The sequence below is a fragment of the Paenibacillus algorifonticola genome (assembly GCF_050481745.1).
GTDB classification, from domain to species: domain Bacteria; phylum Bacillota; class Bacilli; order Paenibacillales; family Paenibacillaceae; genus Pristimantibacillus; species Pristimantibacillus algorifonticola_A.
Map to the genome: position 1 here is coordinate 160226 of NZ_JBCNGR010000036.1, position 16277 is coordinate 176502.

Annotated in this window: 15 protein-coding genes; 11 read left to right on the forward strand and 4 right to left on the reverse strand. The window is 50.8% G+C overall.

Features of this window, described 5'->3' with window-relative positions:
* Nucleotides 1-71 precede the first annotated feature (71 nt).
* On the forward strand, nt 72-1112 hold the full coding sequence (locus ABEW34_RS25945; RefSeq protein WP_430162778.1) for a LacI family DNA-binding transcriptional regulator: 1041 nt from the start codon (nt 72-74) through the stop codon (nt 1110-1112).
* Between the two features lie 116 nt (nt 1113-1228).
* Here ABEW34_RS25945 and ABEW34_RS25950 read toward each other — a convergent pair whose 3' ends face one another.
* Nucleotides 1229-2134, reverse strand: coding sequence for a helix-turn-helix domain-containing protein (locus ABEW34_RS25950; RefSeq protein WP_430162781.1), 906 nt, complete (start codon nt 2132-2134; stop codon nt 1229-1231).
* Nucleotides 2135-2306: 172 nt separating this feature from the next.
* Here ABEW34_RS25950 and ABEW34_RS25955 point away from each other — a divergent pair, with 172 nt between their 5' ends.
* The 8 genes from ABEW34_RS25955 (at nt 2307) to pflA (ending at nt 11887) form a co-directional block, all read left to right on the forward strand.
* Nucleotides 2307-2948: a carbohydrate-binding family 9-like protein gene (locus tag ABEW34_RS25955; protein ID WP_430162784.1), complete on the forward strand. Its 642-nt coding sequence runs from the start codon at nt 2307-2309 to the stop codon at nt 2946-2948.
* A gap of 214 nt (nt 2949-3162) precedes the next feature.
* Nucleotides 3163-4011 (forward strand): sugar phosphate isomerase/epimerase family protein, encoded by an 849-nt coding sequence (locus ABEW34_RS25960; RefSeq protein ID WP_430162787.1) that lies wholly within the window; start codon nt 3163-3165, stop codon nt 4009-4011.
* Between the two features lie 42 nt (nt 4012-4053).
* Nucleotides 4054-5064, forward strand: a complete 1011-nt coding sequence (locus tag ABEW34_RS25965) for a Gfo/Idh/MocA family protein (RefSeq protein ID WP_430162790.1) — start codon at nt 4054-4056, stop codon at nt 5062-5064.
* Between the two features lie 198 nt (nt 5065-5262).
* A complete protein-coding gene (gene nirB, locus ABEW34_RS25970; protein ID WP_430162793.1) occupies nt 5263-7689 on the forward strand; it encodes a nitrite reductase large subunit NirB in 2427 nt (808 codons plus the stop codon).
* Between the two features lie 15 nt (nt 7690-7704).
* On the forward strand, nt 7705-8073 hold the full coding sequence (gene nirD, locus ABEW34_RS25975; protein ID WP_430162795.1) for a nitrite reductase small subunit NirD: 369 nt from the start codon (nt 7705-7707) through the stop codon (nt 8071-8073).
* A 36-nt stretch (nt 8074-8109) separates the two neighbouring features.
* Nucleotides 8110-8739, forward strand: a complete 630-nt coding sequence (locus ABEW34_RS25980; protein ID WP_430162798.1) for a hemerythrin domain-containing protein — start codon at nt 8110-8112, stop codon at nt 8737-8739.
* 69 nt (nt 8740-8808) lie between these two features.
* Complete coding sequence (pflB, locus tag ABEW34_RS25985) at nt 8809-11082, forward strand: formate C-acetyltransferase (protein WP_430162801.1); 2274 nt, start codon at nt 8809-8811, stop codon at nt 11080-11082.
* Nucleotides 11083-11098: 16 nt separating this feature from the next.
* Entirely contained in the window at nt 11099-11887 is a 789-nt protein-coding gene (pflA, locus tag ABEW34_RS25990) for a pyruvate formate-lyase-activating protein (RefSeq protein ID WP_430162804.1), read from the forward strand.
* Nucleotides 11888-11924: 37 nt separating this feature from the next.
* On the opposite strand, the gene ABEW34_RS25995 is transcribed toward pflA, so the two are convergent.
* Nucleotides 11925-12902, reverse strand: coding sequence for a GntR family transcriptional regulator (locus ABEW34_RS25995; protein ID WP_430162807.1), 978 nt, complete (start codon nt 12900-12902; stop codon nt 11925-11927).
* A gap of 166 nt (nt 12903-13068) precedes the next feature.
* On the opposite strand from ABEW34_RS25995, the gene ABEW34_RS26000 reads away from it, so the two are divergent.
* Nucleotides 13069-13602 carry an HPP family protein gene (locus ABEW34_RS26000; RefSeq protein ID WP_430162810.1) on the forward strand — a complete coding sequence of 178 codons (534 nt, stop codon included), beginning with the start codon at nt 13069-13071 and terminating at the stop codon, nt 13600-13602.
* Between the two features lie 89 nt (nt 13603-13691).
* On the opposite strand, the gene ABEW34_RS26005 is transcribed toward ABEW34_RS26000, so the two are convergent.
* The gene (locus ABEW34_RS26005; protein ID WP_430162813.1) at nt 13692-14090 is read right to left on the reverse strand and encodes an SET domain-containing protein; all 399 of its coding nucleotides are present in this window, start codon (nt 14088-14090) and stop codon (nt 13692-13694) included.
* A 287-nt stretch (nt 14091-14377) separates the two neighbouring features.
* Between ABEW34_RS26005 and ABEW34_RS26010 the strand changes: the two genes are divergently transcribed.
* Nucleotides 14378-14638, forward strand: a complete 261-nt coding sequence (locus tag ABEW34_RS26010) for a hypothetical protein (RefSeq protein ID WP_430162816.1) — start codon at nt 14378-14380, stop codon at nt 14636-14638.
* 65 nt (nt 14639-14703) lie between these two features.
* Here the strand turns inward: ABEW34_RS26010 and ABEW34_RS26015 are convergent, their stop codons facing one another.
* A complete protein-coding gene (locus ABEW34_RS26015) occupies nt 14704-16215 on the reverse strand; it encodes an alpha-N-arabinofuranosidase (protein ID WP_430162819.1) in 1512 nt (503 codons plus the stop codon).
* Between the last annotated feature and the right edge of the window lie 62 nt (nt 16216-16277).

Below are 16277 nucleotides of genomic sequence, written 5' to 3' on the forward strand. Positions count from 1 at the left end.
TAGTCAAATAAAATTTGCCCCAATTATAGTTGGGCTTATATCTATTGCTTGGGAGAAGAGAGGAATCAGGAATGGCTAAACTGAAAGATATAGCGGATCGCGTTGGCGTATCCATCTCGACGGTTTCACGCGTAATGAAAAACGATGCCAATCGCTCCGTTAGCGACGAGACCCGTAAAAAAATTTGGGAAACCGCCGAGCAGCTTGGCTATCGCACGCTTCGACCGGCAAAGAAGAAAAAGGCAGAAGCCAAAACAGCCTATAGAATTGGCTGCGTAGTCGCAATCCCGCAAAACAAATACAACAACCCGTATTTTTCCGTCATATTGGAAGGGATAGAGAAGGAGCTTGCCGCCTCGGGCATGCGCCTCGAATTCGTATACAGCATTGAGAAGGAAACCGATACCGAGCAGCTGCAAGCGCTGGTGAAGGAGCATCAAATCGACGGCATGCTCGTCGTAGAGCGCATTGATCCTGAAGCGTACCGCTGGATTAAAGCGAATGTCAGGGCGGTCGTCGGCGTCGATATTGCTGATCGGGAGGTTCCCGTGGTCAGCTATGACCGGGAGGCGGCTGCGAAGGAAGCTGTGAACCATCTTATCGAGCAGGGCCATCGCCATATCGCTTATATTGGCGGCTCGGAATACAAGGACGACTTCCGTGCGGAAAAACGTTTTCTCGGTTATCAAAGCGCCTTGAAGGAAGCGGGCTTGCCGATTGACGATGAATGGGTCATTAATGTCAAATGGGATGTGGCGCTCAGCTACGAGCTGACGAAGCAGGCTTTTGCGAACAATGCGCAGCGGCCGACGGCTATTTTTGCCGCCAGTGACATGATGGCCATTGCGGCGATGCGTGCCGCGACGGAGCGCGAGCTGAAAATTCCCGATGACATTGCTTTTTTTGGCGTCGATAACATTGAAATATCCGAATTTACTTCGCCGCCGCTTTCGACCATTCATGTGCCCAAGCTGGAGATGGGCATGTTCGCAGTCAAGCTGCTGGTCGATTATTTGGATAATCAATATGAAATCGCCGTCAAAATGGTCATCCCTTATCGCTGCCTGCTCCGCCATTCCACCAGCAGCAAGCTTACACATGTAACCCCATAACACGGCTTCGTAAGCACCTATAGTCAAGCTTTTTGGACCCGCAATAGCAACGATGAGAGGACTTCTGATGTAAATCAGGCGTCCTCTTTTTTGTTTGCTTGTTACGGGGTTGCGGCTTATAAAATATTCGACAGCTTGCGGTATTCGCGCGGAGAGATGCCTTCATGGCGGCGGAAAATACGGCTGAAATAATGGATATCGGGATATCCAACACTTACGCCGATGCTTTCAATCGATAGCCCGGATTCACGCAGCAGCCTTCTTGCTTCCCGATGACGGATCGATTGGACGAATTCGCTCGGCGGCATACCCGCAATTTGCTTAAACAGCTTCGCCATATGGTCGACGCTCAAATTCAGCCGTTTCGCAAGGCTTGTATTCGTCCACCGCTCCGCGGGTGCTTCTTCCATTTGCTTCATGACCTCCAGCAGCTTGTCCCCATGGACAGAACCCTGCGCAACGGAGCTTGAAAAGGAGGAGCGCAGCAGATGGGTGAGAATTTGCAGCATATATGCTTTGCAGACGAGCTCATAGCCGGGCGGGCGCATCGTAAACTCGTGCACGAGCTGCTCCATAAGCTGGACGCATACGAGGGAAGGCGTATAGACGATGCTTGCCGATAAAGGAGCGAGCTGCTCTGCGCAGGCTTCCACCGCAAATTTATCTGCTTGAGCCTCCTCAGTATAAACGACCATATCCGCCTCGGTCTGAACGTCCAGCTCATCGAAAAAATCAAAGTGTATGCCGAGAAACCTCGCTTCAGGAGTCGATATAATCTCATTTTGGTGATAGACGCCCGAGGGCAAAAAAATAAGCTGGCCCGCTGTAAGCGTGTAGCGCTGCCCTTGCATATGGGTCGCTGCTTCTCCATGGGTCACATACAGCAGCTCAAAATCATACAGCCTTCGTCGCGGCATAGCGCCCGGCGGCAGGCTTTGGAATTGGGCGTAATGGACGCTCGGCGACCATTCCCGAAAAGGAGCTATCCTTTGTAGTGGGTAGCATGCAGCAAGGTTGTTCACAGAGTCAACCGCCTTTCCTATATTTGTCTGTGCAATAAAACGGATTTGTGCAAATAATCTCTTTTTCGACTAAATAAAAATCCGATTAAATCGGCTATTATAGTTGTATTATCACATGTTTGCTAAAGGGCTTCAACATAACGGATTTTGCTAAAAAAGGAGCATGAAGCTGATGGATTCCGCTATAGCTGCCATTGGCGGCAGCTACATTTGCAAGCGGCTTGTGCCCGCTATGTCTGGCGCTTCATCCGCCTCGCTGGATTGGGGCTGTTGTGAGGCGTTGGAGCTGGTAGATACAGTAACGGGTGCGCCGCCAAGGGAGCGGACGGAGGTGAGGATAGGCTGGAGTTCGAAGCATTTGCATATCCGTTTCGCATGCAGGGATTTGCATATCGTATCCGAGTTTACGCAGCGGGACGAGCCGCTTTATGAGCAGGATGTTGTCGAGGTTTTTATTGACGAGGAGGGAGAGGGTCGGCGTTATATGGAGCTGGAGGTTAGCCCTAATAACGTCGTATTTGATGCCATCATCGAAAATGACGGCTCAGGCGGCATCAGCTCCTCTGATCTGATGTGGCAGTTTTCCGGCCTCCAAACGTCGGTGCAATCAGACGATCAAGGAAATGTGCTCTATTTCATTGATATTCCAGCATCCAATTTCCAGCGTCCTTTCGCCCCTGGTTTAGTTTTTCATATTAATCTTTACCGCATCGATCAAGATGTGCGGGGCACACGTGAATACCAGGCGTGGCGACCGACTGGTGCAGTAAACTTCCATCTGCCGCAGCATTTCGGCAAGCTCATTTTTAATTAAAGCTTCTTAAAAGTTGGGTGAATAAGGCAAGCGGAGTAAAAGGTTTGGATTTGAGAAGCGAAGCGTTCGCCTTTGTCTTTTGATTTCCACCGCTAAAGCATTTATTGTTCAGGAAATCAAAAGGCAACAGCGATCGAAAACCAAATCTTTTACGCAGCGCCGATCCTTGTTCACCCATCTTTTAATCCAATTCAATTAACAGGAGGTTTCTCAAATGAAAAAAGGGATTAATATTTGGTCATTCAACAGCAATACCACCATCGCAAGCTGCATTCAAACGGCGAAAAAAGCCGGCTTCGACGGCATCGAGCTGTCGCTTAACGGCACAGGCGAGCTGAGCCTCGCGGCAACGGATCAGGAAATTCGCGACATCAAGGCGCGTCTAGAGGAAGCGGAGCTGGAAATCGCGGGCCTAGCAACGGGGCTGTATTGGGATTATGCGATGACGAGCGCGAACCCGGAGACGCAAAGCAAAGCAATGGATGTATGTAAAAAACAGCTGGAGCTTGCAGCGGCGTTTGGCGTCGATACGATTTTGGTCATCCCAGGCGCGGTGGGCGTTGATTTTATTCCCGGCAGCGAAGTAACAGATTACGAATATGCGTATAACCGTGCCCAAGAGTCGATTGCGAAGCTCGTTCCTTTTGCGCAAAGCGCGAACGTATCGATTGGCATTGAAAATGTATGGAATAAATTTCTGCTGTCGCCGCTTGAGCTGCGCGGGTTTATTGACTCATTTGGCTCCAGCTACGTAGGCTCCTATTTCGATGTAGGAAACGTCGTGCAAAACGGTTATCCAGAGCAGTGGGTACGCATTTTGGGCAATCGGATCAAGAAGGTTCATTTCAAGGATTACCGTCGCCAAGCGGGCGGGCTGCATGGCTTTGTCGACCTGCTTGCAGGCGATGTAAACTATCCAGCTGTCATGGAGGCACTGCATGCGATTGGCTATGACAATTACGTCACGGCCGAAATGATTCCGCCGTACACGCATCATGCGGAGCAAATTATTTTCAATACTTCCAAAGCGATGGACGCGATTTTGGGCCGTGGAAACGGCTAACTCATTTCGCCAAAAGCTTTTATTTGATAAGGGGGATTCACGATGTTAAAAGTAGGTCTTATCGGTTTCGGTTTTATGGGACGCATGCATTTCGACAACTATGTTCGTCTTACAGAAGAGGGCGCGCCAGTGCAATTGGCAGCGATTTGCGATCTGATGATTGAGGAATTGAAAAATGGCAAAGCTTCCGGCAATATGGCGACGGGCCAAGAGGTTTATGATCTATCGCCGTACAACCTGTATGACAGCATTGAGAAAATGCTCGAAAACGAGGAACTCGACATCATCGACATTACGCTGCCGACTTATTTGCATGCCGAGCTGACCTGCTCGCTGCTGGAAAAGGGGCTGCATGTGCTCTGCGAGAAGCCGGTAGCCGGAAATTCCGCTGATGGCTGGAAAATGGCGCAAGCAGCTGAGCGCACAGGCAAAACGCTGATGATTGGCCAATGCTTGCGCTTCTGGCCAGCCTATGAATATTTGAAATCCGTTGTGGACGATGGCCGTTTTGGCGCGGTAACGGGCGGTTATTTCTTCAGAGGCTCCGCCGCCCCTAAAGGCTGGTTCCTCGACGGCAGCAAGAGCGGCGGGGCTGTACTGGATATGCATATTCATGATACCGACATTATTCACTGGCTATTTGGCAAGCCGGAGCAAGTATCGACGCTCGCTCGCAACGTCATTCCAGGCAGCGGCTACGATACGGTATCGACAAATTACGTCTACCCGGACGGGAAAGTGCTGAATGCGCAAGCCGACTGGACGCTTGAAGGCGATTTCGGCTTTGCGATGACGTATCGCGTCAATTTTGAAGGCGGCAATCTGCTGTTTGAGAACGGACAGGTTAAAGTGAATCCCAACAATGAGCCGGGCTTTGTAGCTGATCTATCGCCGGACATGGGCTATTACCGCCAAATCAAATATTTCCTTGAATCGGTGAACGCAGGTACGCCCGTATCCGTCTGTACGCCGGAAAGTGCTGTAGGCACGCTGGAAATTATTGAGGCAGAGCTTCGCTCGGCTGATGAGCGCGGCGCGTTAATCCGCTTGTAGGCACGGATTCGGCGGCCAGCCCCGGCCAGCCAAAAGGCGCATGAAAACATAGGATAGCCCCTTTCGCTATAAACAATGGCGGCGAGGGGCTATTTTTATAATAATCGTTCATTTTGTGAAAAATATCACATAACTCCCGCTCATTGTTGTTTATACTGATGGTAAGAACGATGAAAGCTTTACAGGGAGGCGTTTACGATGGGAGCAATACGGCAAAAGCTTGTGCTGATTGGCAATGGGATGGCGGGAGTAAACACGCTGGAGCATATCCTCAAGCTGTCACCAGAGCAATATGACATCACGGTATTCGGCAGCGAGCCGCATCCAAACTATAACCGGATTATGCTTTCTTATGTTTTGGAAGGCAGTAAAACGATAGACGATATTATTTTGAACAGCTGGGCCTGGTACGAGGAGCATCAGATTACGCTGCATACGGGAACGACGATAACATCTATTGATACGCGGCAAAAAATCGTGTTTGCGGACAATGGGCTGACTGCATCCTATGACCGACTAATTATTGCTACAGGCTCGAATCCCATTATACTGCCCGTTCCCGGGCATCAAAAGCAGGGTGTCGTAGGCTTCCGTGACATTGCGGATTGCAGCGTCATGCTGGAGACCGCGAAGCAATATCGCAATGCGGCCGTTATTGGCGGCGGGCTGCTCGGACTGGAAGCGGCCAAGGGCTTGCTCAATTTGGGCATGAATGTGACGGTCATCCATTTGATGGCGGATTTAATGGAGCGCCAGCTTGACCCGAGCGCTTCGGCGATGCTGAAGGCGGAGCTGGAACGGCAGGGACTGCATTTCCTTATGGAAAAGCAGACGGCGGAAATTTTTGGCAGAGAGCGCGTAGAGGGGCTCGCTTTCAGCGATGGAACGAAGCTGGAGTCGGATTTTATCGTTATGGCAGCGGGCATACGGCCTAATACGGCTTTGGCTAGCGCGAGCGGCATTGAAGTGAAGCGAGGCATCGTCGTCGATGATTACATGCAAACGTCGGCGGAAGGCGTATACGCTGTTGGCGAATGCGCCGAGCACCGCGGCGTTTGCTATGGCTTGGTTGCCCCGCTGTTTGAGCAGGGGGCCGTACTCGCGAAGCAGCTATGCGGCGTGCAAACGAAGCCTTACGAGGGGACGCAATTGTCGACGAAGCTGAAAATTTCGGGCGTCGATGTATTTTCGACTGGCGTATTCTTGGATCAGCCAGAGCTGACGGTTATTCGCAAGCAGGATGACTGGAAAAAGCAATATAAGAAGCTGCTGCTTAAGGACAATACAATCGTTGGCGGTGTGCTTTATGGCGATGTCAGCGATTCGAGCCGGATTCAGCAATGGGTGCGCGAAGGGGCGGCGATGACGGACGCTATTTATGCGGAGCTGATGGGAACGGCCGGCACTGCGCTGTCAGCTGCTGATCGCGTAGCGCAAATGGCCGACGATGAAATCGTATGCGGCTGCAACGGCGTATCGAAGGGGAGCATCGTAAAGGCGATTAAGGACAACTCGCTCACCACGGTCGACGAGGTGAAGGCATGCACTGGGGCTGGGCGTTCGTGCGGCGGCTGTGTGCCGACGGTTAGCCATTTGCTGCAATATGTGCTAGGAGACGAATATGCTGGGCAGAAAACCAAGACTGGCATTTGTGGCTGCACCGACCTGAGCCGCGATGAGATCGTAGCTGCTATAAAAGAGAAGCATTTGACGACTGTGAAAGAGGTCATGCATGTACTAGAGTGGCATCATTCGGAGGGCTGCTCGAAATGCCGTCCAGCGGTCAATTATTACTTGGGCATGCTGTGGCCGCAAGAGCATGAGGACGAGAAGGATTCGCGCTTTGTCAATGAGCGGATGAACGCCAACATTCAGAAGGATGGCACCTACACCGTCGTGCCGCGGATGTACGGCGGCGTGACGACGCCGGAGGATTTGAAGAAAATTGCTGATGTTGCTGTGAAATATGAGGTGAAAATGGTCAAAGTAACCGGAGGCCAGCGGCTTGATTTAATTGGGGTTGCGAAAGAGGATTTGCCACTCGTGTGGAAAGAGCTGGATATGCCTTCGGGCTATGCGTATGCGAAGGCGCTGCGCACGGTGAAAACCTGCGTCGGCCAGCAATTTTGCCGCTTCGGTACACAGGATTCGATCGGCATGGGCATTCGGCTGGAAAAAACGTTCGAGCGGATCGATATGCCCGCCAAGTTCAAAATGGCCGTGAACGGCTGTCCGCGCAACTGCGCCGAGTCGTGTACGAAGGATATCGGCATCGTCGGCAATGACGGTGGCTGGGAAATGTTCGTTGGCGGCAATGGCGGAATCAAGCCGCGCATCGCCGAGCTGCTGTGCAAAGTGAAAACGGATGAAGAGCTTGTGCAGATGGTGGGCGCTTTTACCCAATATTATCGGCTGACGGCGAATTACTTGGAGCGCACCTCGGAGTGGGTGGAGCGCATCGGCATAGAGGCGATAAAAGCGGAAGTCGTTGACAATATAGACCGCCGCCGCGAGCTGTATCAGGATATTCTTGCCGTGCTGGCCGAGCTTAAGGAGCCTTGGAGCACAGCGCTTGAGGAGCAGCAGGAAAGCAGCTATTTGTTCGAAGCGATTCAAATGAAATAGGAGAGGAGCAGTCAAATGACTACACAGGTAAACAAGGATTTGACCTTTATTAAAATCGGCACGCTTGAAGATTTTCGCGAACGGATGGGGCGGGTCATCCGCTTGAACGAGAAGGAGATTGCCGTGTTTCGTACAACGGACGGCACCTTGTATGCACTGGACAATCGCAGTCCTCATCGCAGGGGAGGCCCACTCGCGGAAGGCATGGTATCGGGACATTTTGTGCTGGACCCGCTATACGATTGGAAGATTGCACTGGATACCGGGCAGGTGCAGGCGCCTGATACTGGCATGGTGCCAACTTATCCTTTGAAGATAGAAGGCGAGGACGTACAACTGGGGCTAACGCTGGAGCAAGCGGGCCAGCTGGCACGGGAACGATAGAAGCTCGTATTTTAAGCGAATAAAGGAGGTTTATCTATGAATACGGCAACGCTTAACAAGGAAGGCGGTCAAGGCAAGAAGAGTTTTGGCGAGTGTGCTTGCTGCAGCGGCAATCATCTGCTGCAAGCGCTTTTGGAGCAGAAGGAGCAGCAGGATGTCGGCATTCAGCCCGAGAAGCTGAAGCCGGCAGACTGGAGCAAGCAGTCGATGGCCGGGATGGTGCGCCAGCTTATGTTCGGCTATCATCTGTTTCTCAGAGCCGAGCTGCCGTTGCTGCACGAACTGACCACGCTTATTACGAGCGTTCATGGCAGCCAGCATCGCCAGCTGATTGAGCTGCAGCAGCGCTTCCATGCTTTAAAGGTTTTGCTGGAGCAGCATTTGATCGACGAGGAGGAATGCTTTTTCCCGCTCATTCTGAAATACGAGCGGCAACATTCCGCTACCGCGTTCAGGCAGGCGAAGCAAATGGTCGAGAAGCTTGAAGGCGACCATAGGCGTATCGGCAATATGCTGCTGCATCTTAGGTTGGCTTCGGCACATTATGTGCTGCCGGATGATGCGTGTGAGGCTTTTGCTTATACGTACACAAGGCTGAAGCAGCTGGAAGCGAAGCTGCTGGAGCATATCCGGCTGGAAAATCATTATTTATTTTATAGATTGTGATAATATTCACATTTTAAAAAAGAACCTGGTTTTATACTGAAGCTATAAAGGATATGGGAGGCGGAGAAGATGGCTGTCAATCAAACCGATCGCATTAAAGTGGCAGAATCTGCGGGCGCTTGGCGGGGCTTTGCAGCAGGCAAGTGGCAGGAACGCATTGATGTAAAGGATTTTCTGGATCATAACATTCAGCCTTATACTGGCAATGAGGAATTTTTGGCGGGAGCCACCGAGGCTACTGTCGAGCTTTGGCAAAAAATCCAGCAGCTCGTCAAGCAGGAGCGGGCAAACGGTGGTGTGCTGGATATTGACCTGCATACGGTTTCCAGCATTACCGCCCATGCGCCCGGCTACATTGACCAGAAGAAGGAACAGATTGTCGGGCTGCAAACCGACGCGCCATTGAAGCGCTCCATTCAGCCATTCGGCGGCATCAAAATGGTCGTAGATGCTTGCGAGGCCTACGGCTTCGAGCTGCCCGCCGAAATGGTCAAAATGTTTACCGAGGTTCGCAAAACCCATAACCAAGGCGTATTCGACGCCTATACATCAGAGATGCGGGCGGCGCGCAAAGCGGGCATTATTACAGGGCTGCCGGATGCTTACGGACGCGGCAGAATCATTGGCGATTACCGCCGGGTAGCCTTATATGGGGCGGATCGTCTCATTGCCGGTAAGAAGCAGGAGCTGCTGCTGCTGGAAACAGGCACGATGACGGAGGATGCGATTCGCGACCGGGAGGAAATATCCGAGCAAATCCGTTCACTGCAGGAGCTTAAGCAGATGAGCCTTGCCTACGGCTGCAACATCTCCCGTCCAGCAGCTACGGCGAAGGAAGCGTTCCAATGGCTGTACTTTGCTTATCTGGGGGCGATTAAGGAGCAGAATGGCGCGGCGATGAGCCTTGGGCGCGTCTCCAGCTTTCTCGATATTTATATCGAGCGCGATCGGCTGGAAGGAAGGCTGACGGAGGAGCAGGCACAGGAGCTGATGGATCATTTTGTCATGAAGCTGCGGATCGTGAAGTTTTTGCGGACGCCAGACTATAATGAGTTGTTCAGCGGTGACCCGACCTGGGTGACAGAGTCGATTGGCGGCATGGCGGTGAATGGCCAGACTAGGGTGACGCGCAGCTCCTTCCGTATTCTTCATACCCTATATAATTTAGGGCCGGCACCGGAGCCGAATTTGACCGTGCTGTGGTCAGCAAGCCTGCCGGAAGCGTTCAAAAAATATTGCGCCAAGGTGTCGATTGAAACGAGCTCGATTCAATATGAAAATGATGATATTATGCGCCCGCAGTTCGGCGATGATTACGGTATTGCCTGCTGCGTCTCTGCGATGCGAATCGGCAAGCAGATGCAATTTTTCGGAGCGCGGGCGAATTTGGCAAAGGCGCTGCTCTATGCCATCAATGGCGGCGTGGATGAGGTTTCCGGAGCGCAGGTTGGGCCGGCATTTGCCCCGATAACGAGCGATCTGCGCCTCGATTATAAAGAGGTGATGGGCAAATATGACGCCATGCTGGAATGGCTGGCGGGACTCTACATGAACACGCTGAACATAATCCATTACATGCATGATAAATATGCCTATGAGCGGCTGGAAATGGCGCTGCATGACCGCGAGATTTTACGTACGATGGCATGCGGCATTGCGGGCTTGTCAGTTGTGGCGGACAGCTTGAGCGCAATCAAGCATGCGGTTGTTATACCGATTCGCAATGAAAATGGCATCGTTGTCGATTTTGACATTCAGGGCGAATACCCGATGTACGGCAACAATGACGAGCGGGTAGACCGGATCGCCGTGCAGCTGACCGAAACGTTTATGAATAAGCTGCGCAAGCATCGCACTTACCGCGGCGCATTGCCAACGATGTCGGTGCTGACAATTACATCAAACGTCGTGTATGGGAAGAAAACGGGCAGCACGCCGGACGGCAGAAAAGCCGGAGAGCCTTTTGCCCCCGGCGCAAATCCGATGCATGGCAGAGACCGCAAGGGCGCGCTTGCCTCACTCGCATCCGTAGCCAAAATTCCATACGAGGATTGTCTCGATGGCATTTCCAATACGTTCTCGATCATTCCGAAGGCGCTCGGCAAGGAGCCGCAGACGCGCATTAACAATCTGGTGTCGCTGCTCGACGGTTATGCGGATAGCTCCGGCCATCATTTGAACGTTAATGTGTTTGAACGGGAGCAGCTGCTTGATGCGATGGAGCATCCGGAAAATTATCCGCAGCTGACGATTCGCGTATCGGGCTATGCCGTCAACTTTATTAAGCTGACCCGCGAGCAGCAGCTCGATGTCATAAACCGTACGTTCCACGGCGCAGTATAGAAAGGAGGCCCTAAGCATGTTAGGCAGAATCCATTCCTTTGATACGTTTGGAACCGTCGATGGACCGGGCATTCGTTTCGTGCTTTTTATGCAGGGCTGCGCATTGCAATGCCAGTTTTGCCACAACCCGGATACGTGGGATACTGGAGCGGGAAAACAGGTGACGATCGACGATATTTTGCAGGAAATAGAGCCTTATGTGCCGTATTACCGCCGCTCCGGCGGCGGCATTACGGTTACGGGCGGGGAGCCGACGCTGCAAGCGCCCTTCGTAACCGAGCTGTTCAAAGCGTGCAAGCAGCGCTGGGGACTGCATACGACGCTTGATTCCTCCGGTTTTTGCGAACCGAATCACGCCGAGCCGCTTATGGCGGTTACCGATTTGGTGCTGTTGGATTTGAAAATGATCGATTCCGCCAAGCACGAGCAGTTGACTAGCCGTCCAAATGAGCGGATTTTGCGTTTCGCAGCTGCTTTGAGCTCATGGAAGCAGCCGGTATGGATTCGGCATGTGCTCATTCCGCAGGTGACTGATGGCGGCGACGATTTGCGCGCGCTTGGCGCTTATATTAGCGGGCTTCAATCGGTTGAGAAGTTTGAGATTTTGCCCTATCACCGAATGGGCGTGTACAAGTGGCAGCAGCTCGGACGAGAATATCCGCTGGAGGGAGTTCCGAGCCCGACGGAGCAGGAGGTCGCGCGGGCATACCGCCTCGTGCAGGAGGGTGGTGTCCATGCGGCATCGAACATATTAGAAGTAGGGAGCATAGAAAAGAAGCAGCCTGTCAGCCGATTGCTCGGCTGAAGGATGCTTCTTTTTTTCTTGCAATCGCTCTGTATTCTCAACTAATGGATCTATTAGCGGCCAACTCTTGTAAAAGCAATTCGCTGCTTTTCTCCAGCTGCATAGGGTATAAATGAACGTTAGCGGGCGTTTTTTGCTTCAGAGCCTCGAATACAGCTGATGAAGCATACACACGATCAGTCTCGCTCAGCATTTTGCTCAGCAGCAGGGAATCATCCGTTCCCGCTGTACGGCAATTCGTGAGTTCAATTCCAGCCTCTAATACGCGGTCAGCCATCCATTCCCCGCCGACTTTACCTAGACAAACGAAAGCAAGAGAGGCAGCAGCGGGCAATTTCGCGATTTCCAATAGGGAAGCCTGCTCGATAATGGCGCCTATAACGGTCAATTTTTTCCCAAATGGATGGATCAATTGCTTTACTTCTTCAGCATGATTCAGCGTAGTTACAATAGCATCCGCATGGCGGATTGCCTCTTTAAGCGGGCCGCTCTCCGAACGTATATCTTCTAAAAAACAAATTTCCACATCCGCGCCTGTCAGCCTGCGAATCTCGCTGCTGTAAAATAAATAATCATGGCCCTTGCACTCCACGAATATAAGTCTCATCGTTCTAGTCATATTTGTTTCTAGCATTAAGGTGTAGGCCAAGCCTGCCTGAAAATATTCTTTCAACGATACTTGATGGCGGCTCGCTTCCTTTTGTGCCTCCGTAAACATTTTTTTCATCGGAATCCGTTCCATTTGCAGCCGTTCAACCTCTGGGCCAGAACAAACCTGAGTGCCTCGGCCTTTTTGGACGGAAACGAGCCCTTCTTCTTTTAACTGGCTGTACACCCAATTGACCGTATTTCGATTAAGGCCTAATAATTCGGCTAATTCGCCGGCAGGCGGCAACATTTCGCCTACTTGAATTTCTCCGGTGCCAATGAGCCATTTAAACTGCTCTTTAATTTGAGTATTTACATTAAAGGTTAGTGTCGGATCGACGCGTAGAATAAGCCGTTTATGCTGCATAGAGCTTACCTCATTTCATAGTCAACTAGTTATATTATAGCTTGTTTGATAAAGGAATAACAATTTCACGGTTTGATTAGACGAAATGTAACGTTGACAATGTAGGCTGATTCCTTTATAAATGACTATATAACTAGTCAACTACTCATTTGGAGGAGGTAAAAGGATGCACACGTCTTTTGTGCGATTAACAACTAAGCTGAAGGAGATGAAAGCAAGTGGCAGGCGGAGTCCTTTAACCATTTCACTACCCAAAGCGGCATGGGGTGTTTTTGGAGGTTTTACTGTCATTTTTCTGCTATCTATGCTGACTGAAAAGTCGGATTTTGTATGGATTATGGCACCGTTTGGAGCTACCTGTGTACTTGTTTTTGGCATATGGGATTCCCCGTTGTCGCAACCGCGCAATGTGATCGGCGGGCATTTGATATCGACGGGCATTGGCTTGCTTCTTTATCATTTGTTTGGGCAGGGGAGCCTCGTCATGGCTGCTGGAGTAGGTCTTGCGATTGGTCTAATGATGTTAACCAAGACGACTCATCCTCCTGCGGGGGCCGATCCGCTAGTTGTCATCATGGCTGGCAGCACCTGGTCTTTTTTAATAAACCCGGTACTTTTAGGTACTATCATCATTGTAGGAATGGCCCTTGTAATAAACAATTTGGACAAGTCTAAGAAGTACCCGACCTTTTGGAGGTAAGCCTGGCTCAAGCATAAAAAGCCCGAAAGACGAGCACTAATTCCATAGTGCCTATCTTTCGGGCTTCAATTCTTCTATTCATCGTTCAGCTAATCTGCTTTATTCGTGTCCTGCTCCTCATTAAACCATAGAGGATCCTCGCAATCGACTTCGCCGTTATAGTTAATGAGCAGTTCTTCTCCTGCCTTAATATCGGTAAAGGCAAAAAAGTCTACCGTCAAATTGTCAAAATTAAGCTCATAGAACGTGTTCGGCGTATAGGAGTGATTAAACAGCATGCCATAGCCAAGCAAAAGAGCGGAATGATTCGCGCCATATTCGAAGGCATAGTCGCCAATAATCGTTTTCTCAATATGAACATGCTCCTCGTTGTCGTAAGGAATGACGGGTGCTTCGTGAATAAGCGCGCCCTCGGCGATGTCCTGGGTGGCGAATACGCCGCGGTTCAGCTCGCCATTGCTGAGCTGGGAAGTACGAATTTCAATCATGAAAGTATCCTCTGTCCACTAAATCATATAATGGAATTCTTTTTCTCAATATTATAGCCCGCTTTCGTTGAAAATAGCAATGCTGCTATCTCCTGCCCATACAAGGGCACCCAGCCGAAGGGGCTATACGAAGGTACTATAAAAACATGGTACTATTGCAGGCAGACCTCCTCATGTATAGTTGAGTTAGACATATGTGTCAAACATACATACTGCTGTTTCCCCTCTTAATAATAGATATATCGTTATAAGGAACATTCGCCAGGAGCAGGGAGTGACTTGACGCCATGAACAGAGCTTTGACAAGGCAGCAGGAGCTGCAGCATAAAGCTGCTGTGCTCAAACAATATGAGGTTTATGGCTATCAGGTGGCCTGCTATGTGCTGGAGGATGAAGCGCTGGCGGCTCAGGCAGTGATGCAGGCTTTTAAACAATTGTTTCAGGAAGGGCCGTTTTTCGAGCAGCCACAGCCTGTGCAAAAGCAGCAAATGAAACGAGTCGTCATGAAGCAAGCCTTGCTTAGCAAATCCGCTGCTTTGCTTCAATAAAAACCCTCCGAAAGCCCCTAACAGGCGAATTTCGGAGGGTTTTTGTTCAACTGGCTAGCAGCGAATTAGTTAGCAGTAATTTTCAGGCGGATCATATTCCATGAAGCTTTGCCCAGTACGGCGCTAACTTGACCGCCATCGACTTTGGCTGTGCCATTGTTATGCGGCAGAACTTGATTAGGGCGGGCTTTCGTATTACAAGCCTTAATATCGTCATTTTCCAGCACGACATGCTCAATTAGGCTGACGGCGCCGAAGCTGCGAACATCAACGTCCAGATCAAGGGATTCCTGCAAATGACGGTTGACAGCGAAAATCGTAATCTCGCCTTGTTCTTCATTGTGAACGCTGATCGCTTCCAGATAAGGCACATCAGTGAAATCCTTCGAATCGTATTTTGGCGATGATGTAATCGGCTGAAGCACGGTGCCTCGTCCATACAGCGAAGCGTGCTTGTAAGGGAAATACGTCGTTTGCAGCCACAGCGGACCGCCATTTTCCGTCATAATCGGAGCGATAACGTTTATGAGCTGGGCCAGGCAGGCGATTTTCACCCGGTCTGCATGCTTAAGCAGCGTAATGACGAAGCAGCCGACAGCAAGCGCATCCTCAAGCGTATAAACATCTTCAAATTCCGGCGGCGCAATATGCCAGCGTTCCTCTGCGCGGCTTGTGCCGATGGAGTTCCATACATTCCACTCATCCAGCGACAGCATGAGCTTCTTCTTGCTGCGCTTCTTTGCTTTCATGTAATCGGCAATCGCGGTTACGCTGTAAATGAATTGATCCATATCGAGCGATTTCGCAAGGAAGTTTTCCGAGTTGTTTTCGTTATTATTGTAATACGTATGCAGCGACAGGTAGTCGACCTGATCATACGTCAAATCCAGTACAGTCGCTTCCCAATCGGCAAATGTGCTCATGCCGCTCGAAGAGCTGCCGCAGGCAACAAGCTCGATGGATGGATCGACCCAGCGCATCACTTTAGCTGTCTCATTGGCAAGTCTGCCGTATTCAACGGCTGTTTTGGCGCCGATTTGCCAAGGGCCGTCCATTTCATTGCCCAAGCACCACGTTTTGAACTTATGCGGTTCTTTGTAGCCATGGGAAATGCGCAGATCGCTAAAATAGGAGCCGGATGGATGATTGCAATATTCGACGAGGTTGCGGGCTGCATCTACGCCGCGCGTGCCAAGATTGACCGCCATCATGACTTCGGAGCCTACGAGCTTCGCCCAATCGGCGAATTCGTTGGTGCCGACCTCATTCGTTTCGGTTGTCCACCAAGCCAGCTCAAGCAGACGCTTGCGCTCTTCTTTCGGGCCAACGCCATCCTCCCAATTGTAGCCAGAGACGAAATTTCCGCCCGGATAGCGTATAATAGGAACGTTCAGCGCCTGAATCGCTTCGAGCGCATCACGGCGAAAGCCATTCTCATCGGCGGTCGGATGCCCTGGCTCATAAATGCCGCCGTATACGGCACGTCCCAGATGCTCGATAAATGATCCATATAGACGCGGATCAACCTCGGCAACTTTAAAATGTTTATCAATAAGCATCGTTGATTTCAAAGACATATTGGTAAAACCTCCTGTTTAATGAATTAGCCAAAAACTGAATTCATGTACTTGCTATCTCC

What these genes read in the sequence shown, in the direction of transcription:
- ABEW34_RS25945 (WP_430162778.1), top strand. Translation starts at nt 72, where the DNA reads ATGGCTAAACTGAAAGATATAGCGGATCGCGTTGGCGTATCCATCTCG.
- ABEW34_RS25955 (WP_430162784.1), top strand. Translation starts at nt 2,307, where the DNA reads ATGGATTCCGCTATAGCTGCCATTGGCGGCAGCTACATTTGCAAGCGG.
- ABEW34_RS25960 (WP_430162787.1), top strand. Translation starts at nt 3,163, where the DNA reads ATGAAAAAAGGGATTAATATTTGGTCATTCAACAGCAATACCACCATC.
- ABEW34_RS25965 (WP_430162790.1), top strand. Translation starts at nt 4,054, where the DNA reads ATGTTAAAAGTAGGTCTTATCGGTTTCGGTTTTATGGGACGCATGCAT.
- nirB (WP_430162793.1), top strand. Translation starts at nt 5,263, where the DNA reads ATGGGAGCAATACGGCAAAAGCTTGTGCTGATTGGCAATGGGATGGCG.
- nirD (WP_430162795.1), top strand. Translation starts at nt 7,705, where the DNA reads ATGACTACACAGGTAAACAAGGATTTGACCTTTATTAAAATCGGCACG.
- ABEW34_RS25980 (WP_430162798.1), top strand. Translation starts at nt 8,110, where the DNA reads ATGAATACGGCAACGCTTAACAAGGAAGGCGGTCAAGGCAAGAAGAGT.
- pflB (WP_430162801.1), top strand. Translation starts at nt 8,809, where the DNA reads ATGGCTGTCAATCAAACCGATCGCATTAAAGTGGCAGAATCTGCGGGC.
- pflA (WP_430162804.1), top strand. Translation starts at nt 11,099, where the DNA reads ATGTTAGGCAGAATCCATTCCTTTGATACGTTTGGAACCGTCGATGGA.
- ABEW34_RS25995 (WP_430162807.1), bottom strand. Translation starts at nt 12,902, where the DNA reads ATGCAGCATAAACGGCTTATTCTACGCGTCGATCCGACACTAACCTTT.
- ABEW34_RS26000 (WP_430162810.1), top strand. Translation starts at nt 13,069, where the DNA reads ATGCACACGTCTTTTGTGCGATTAACAACTAAGCTGAAGGAGATGAAA.
- ABEW34_RS26005 (WP_430162813.1), bottom strand. Translation starts at nt 14,090, where the DNA reads ATGATTGAAATTCGTACTTCCCAGCTCAGCAATGGCGAGCTGAACCGC.
- ABEW34_RS26010 (WP_430162816.1), top strand. Translation starts at nt 14,378, where the DNA reads ATGAACAGAGCTTTGACAAGGCAGCAGGAGCTGCAGCATAAAGCTGCT.
- ABEW34_RS26015 (WP_430162819.1), bottom strand. Translation starts at nt 16,215, where the DNA reads ATGTCTTTGAAATCAACGATGCTTATTGATAAACATTTTAAAGTTGCC.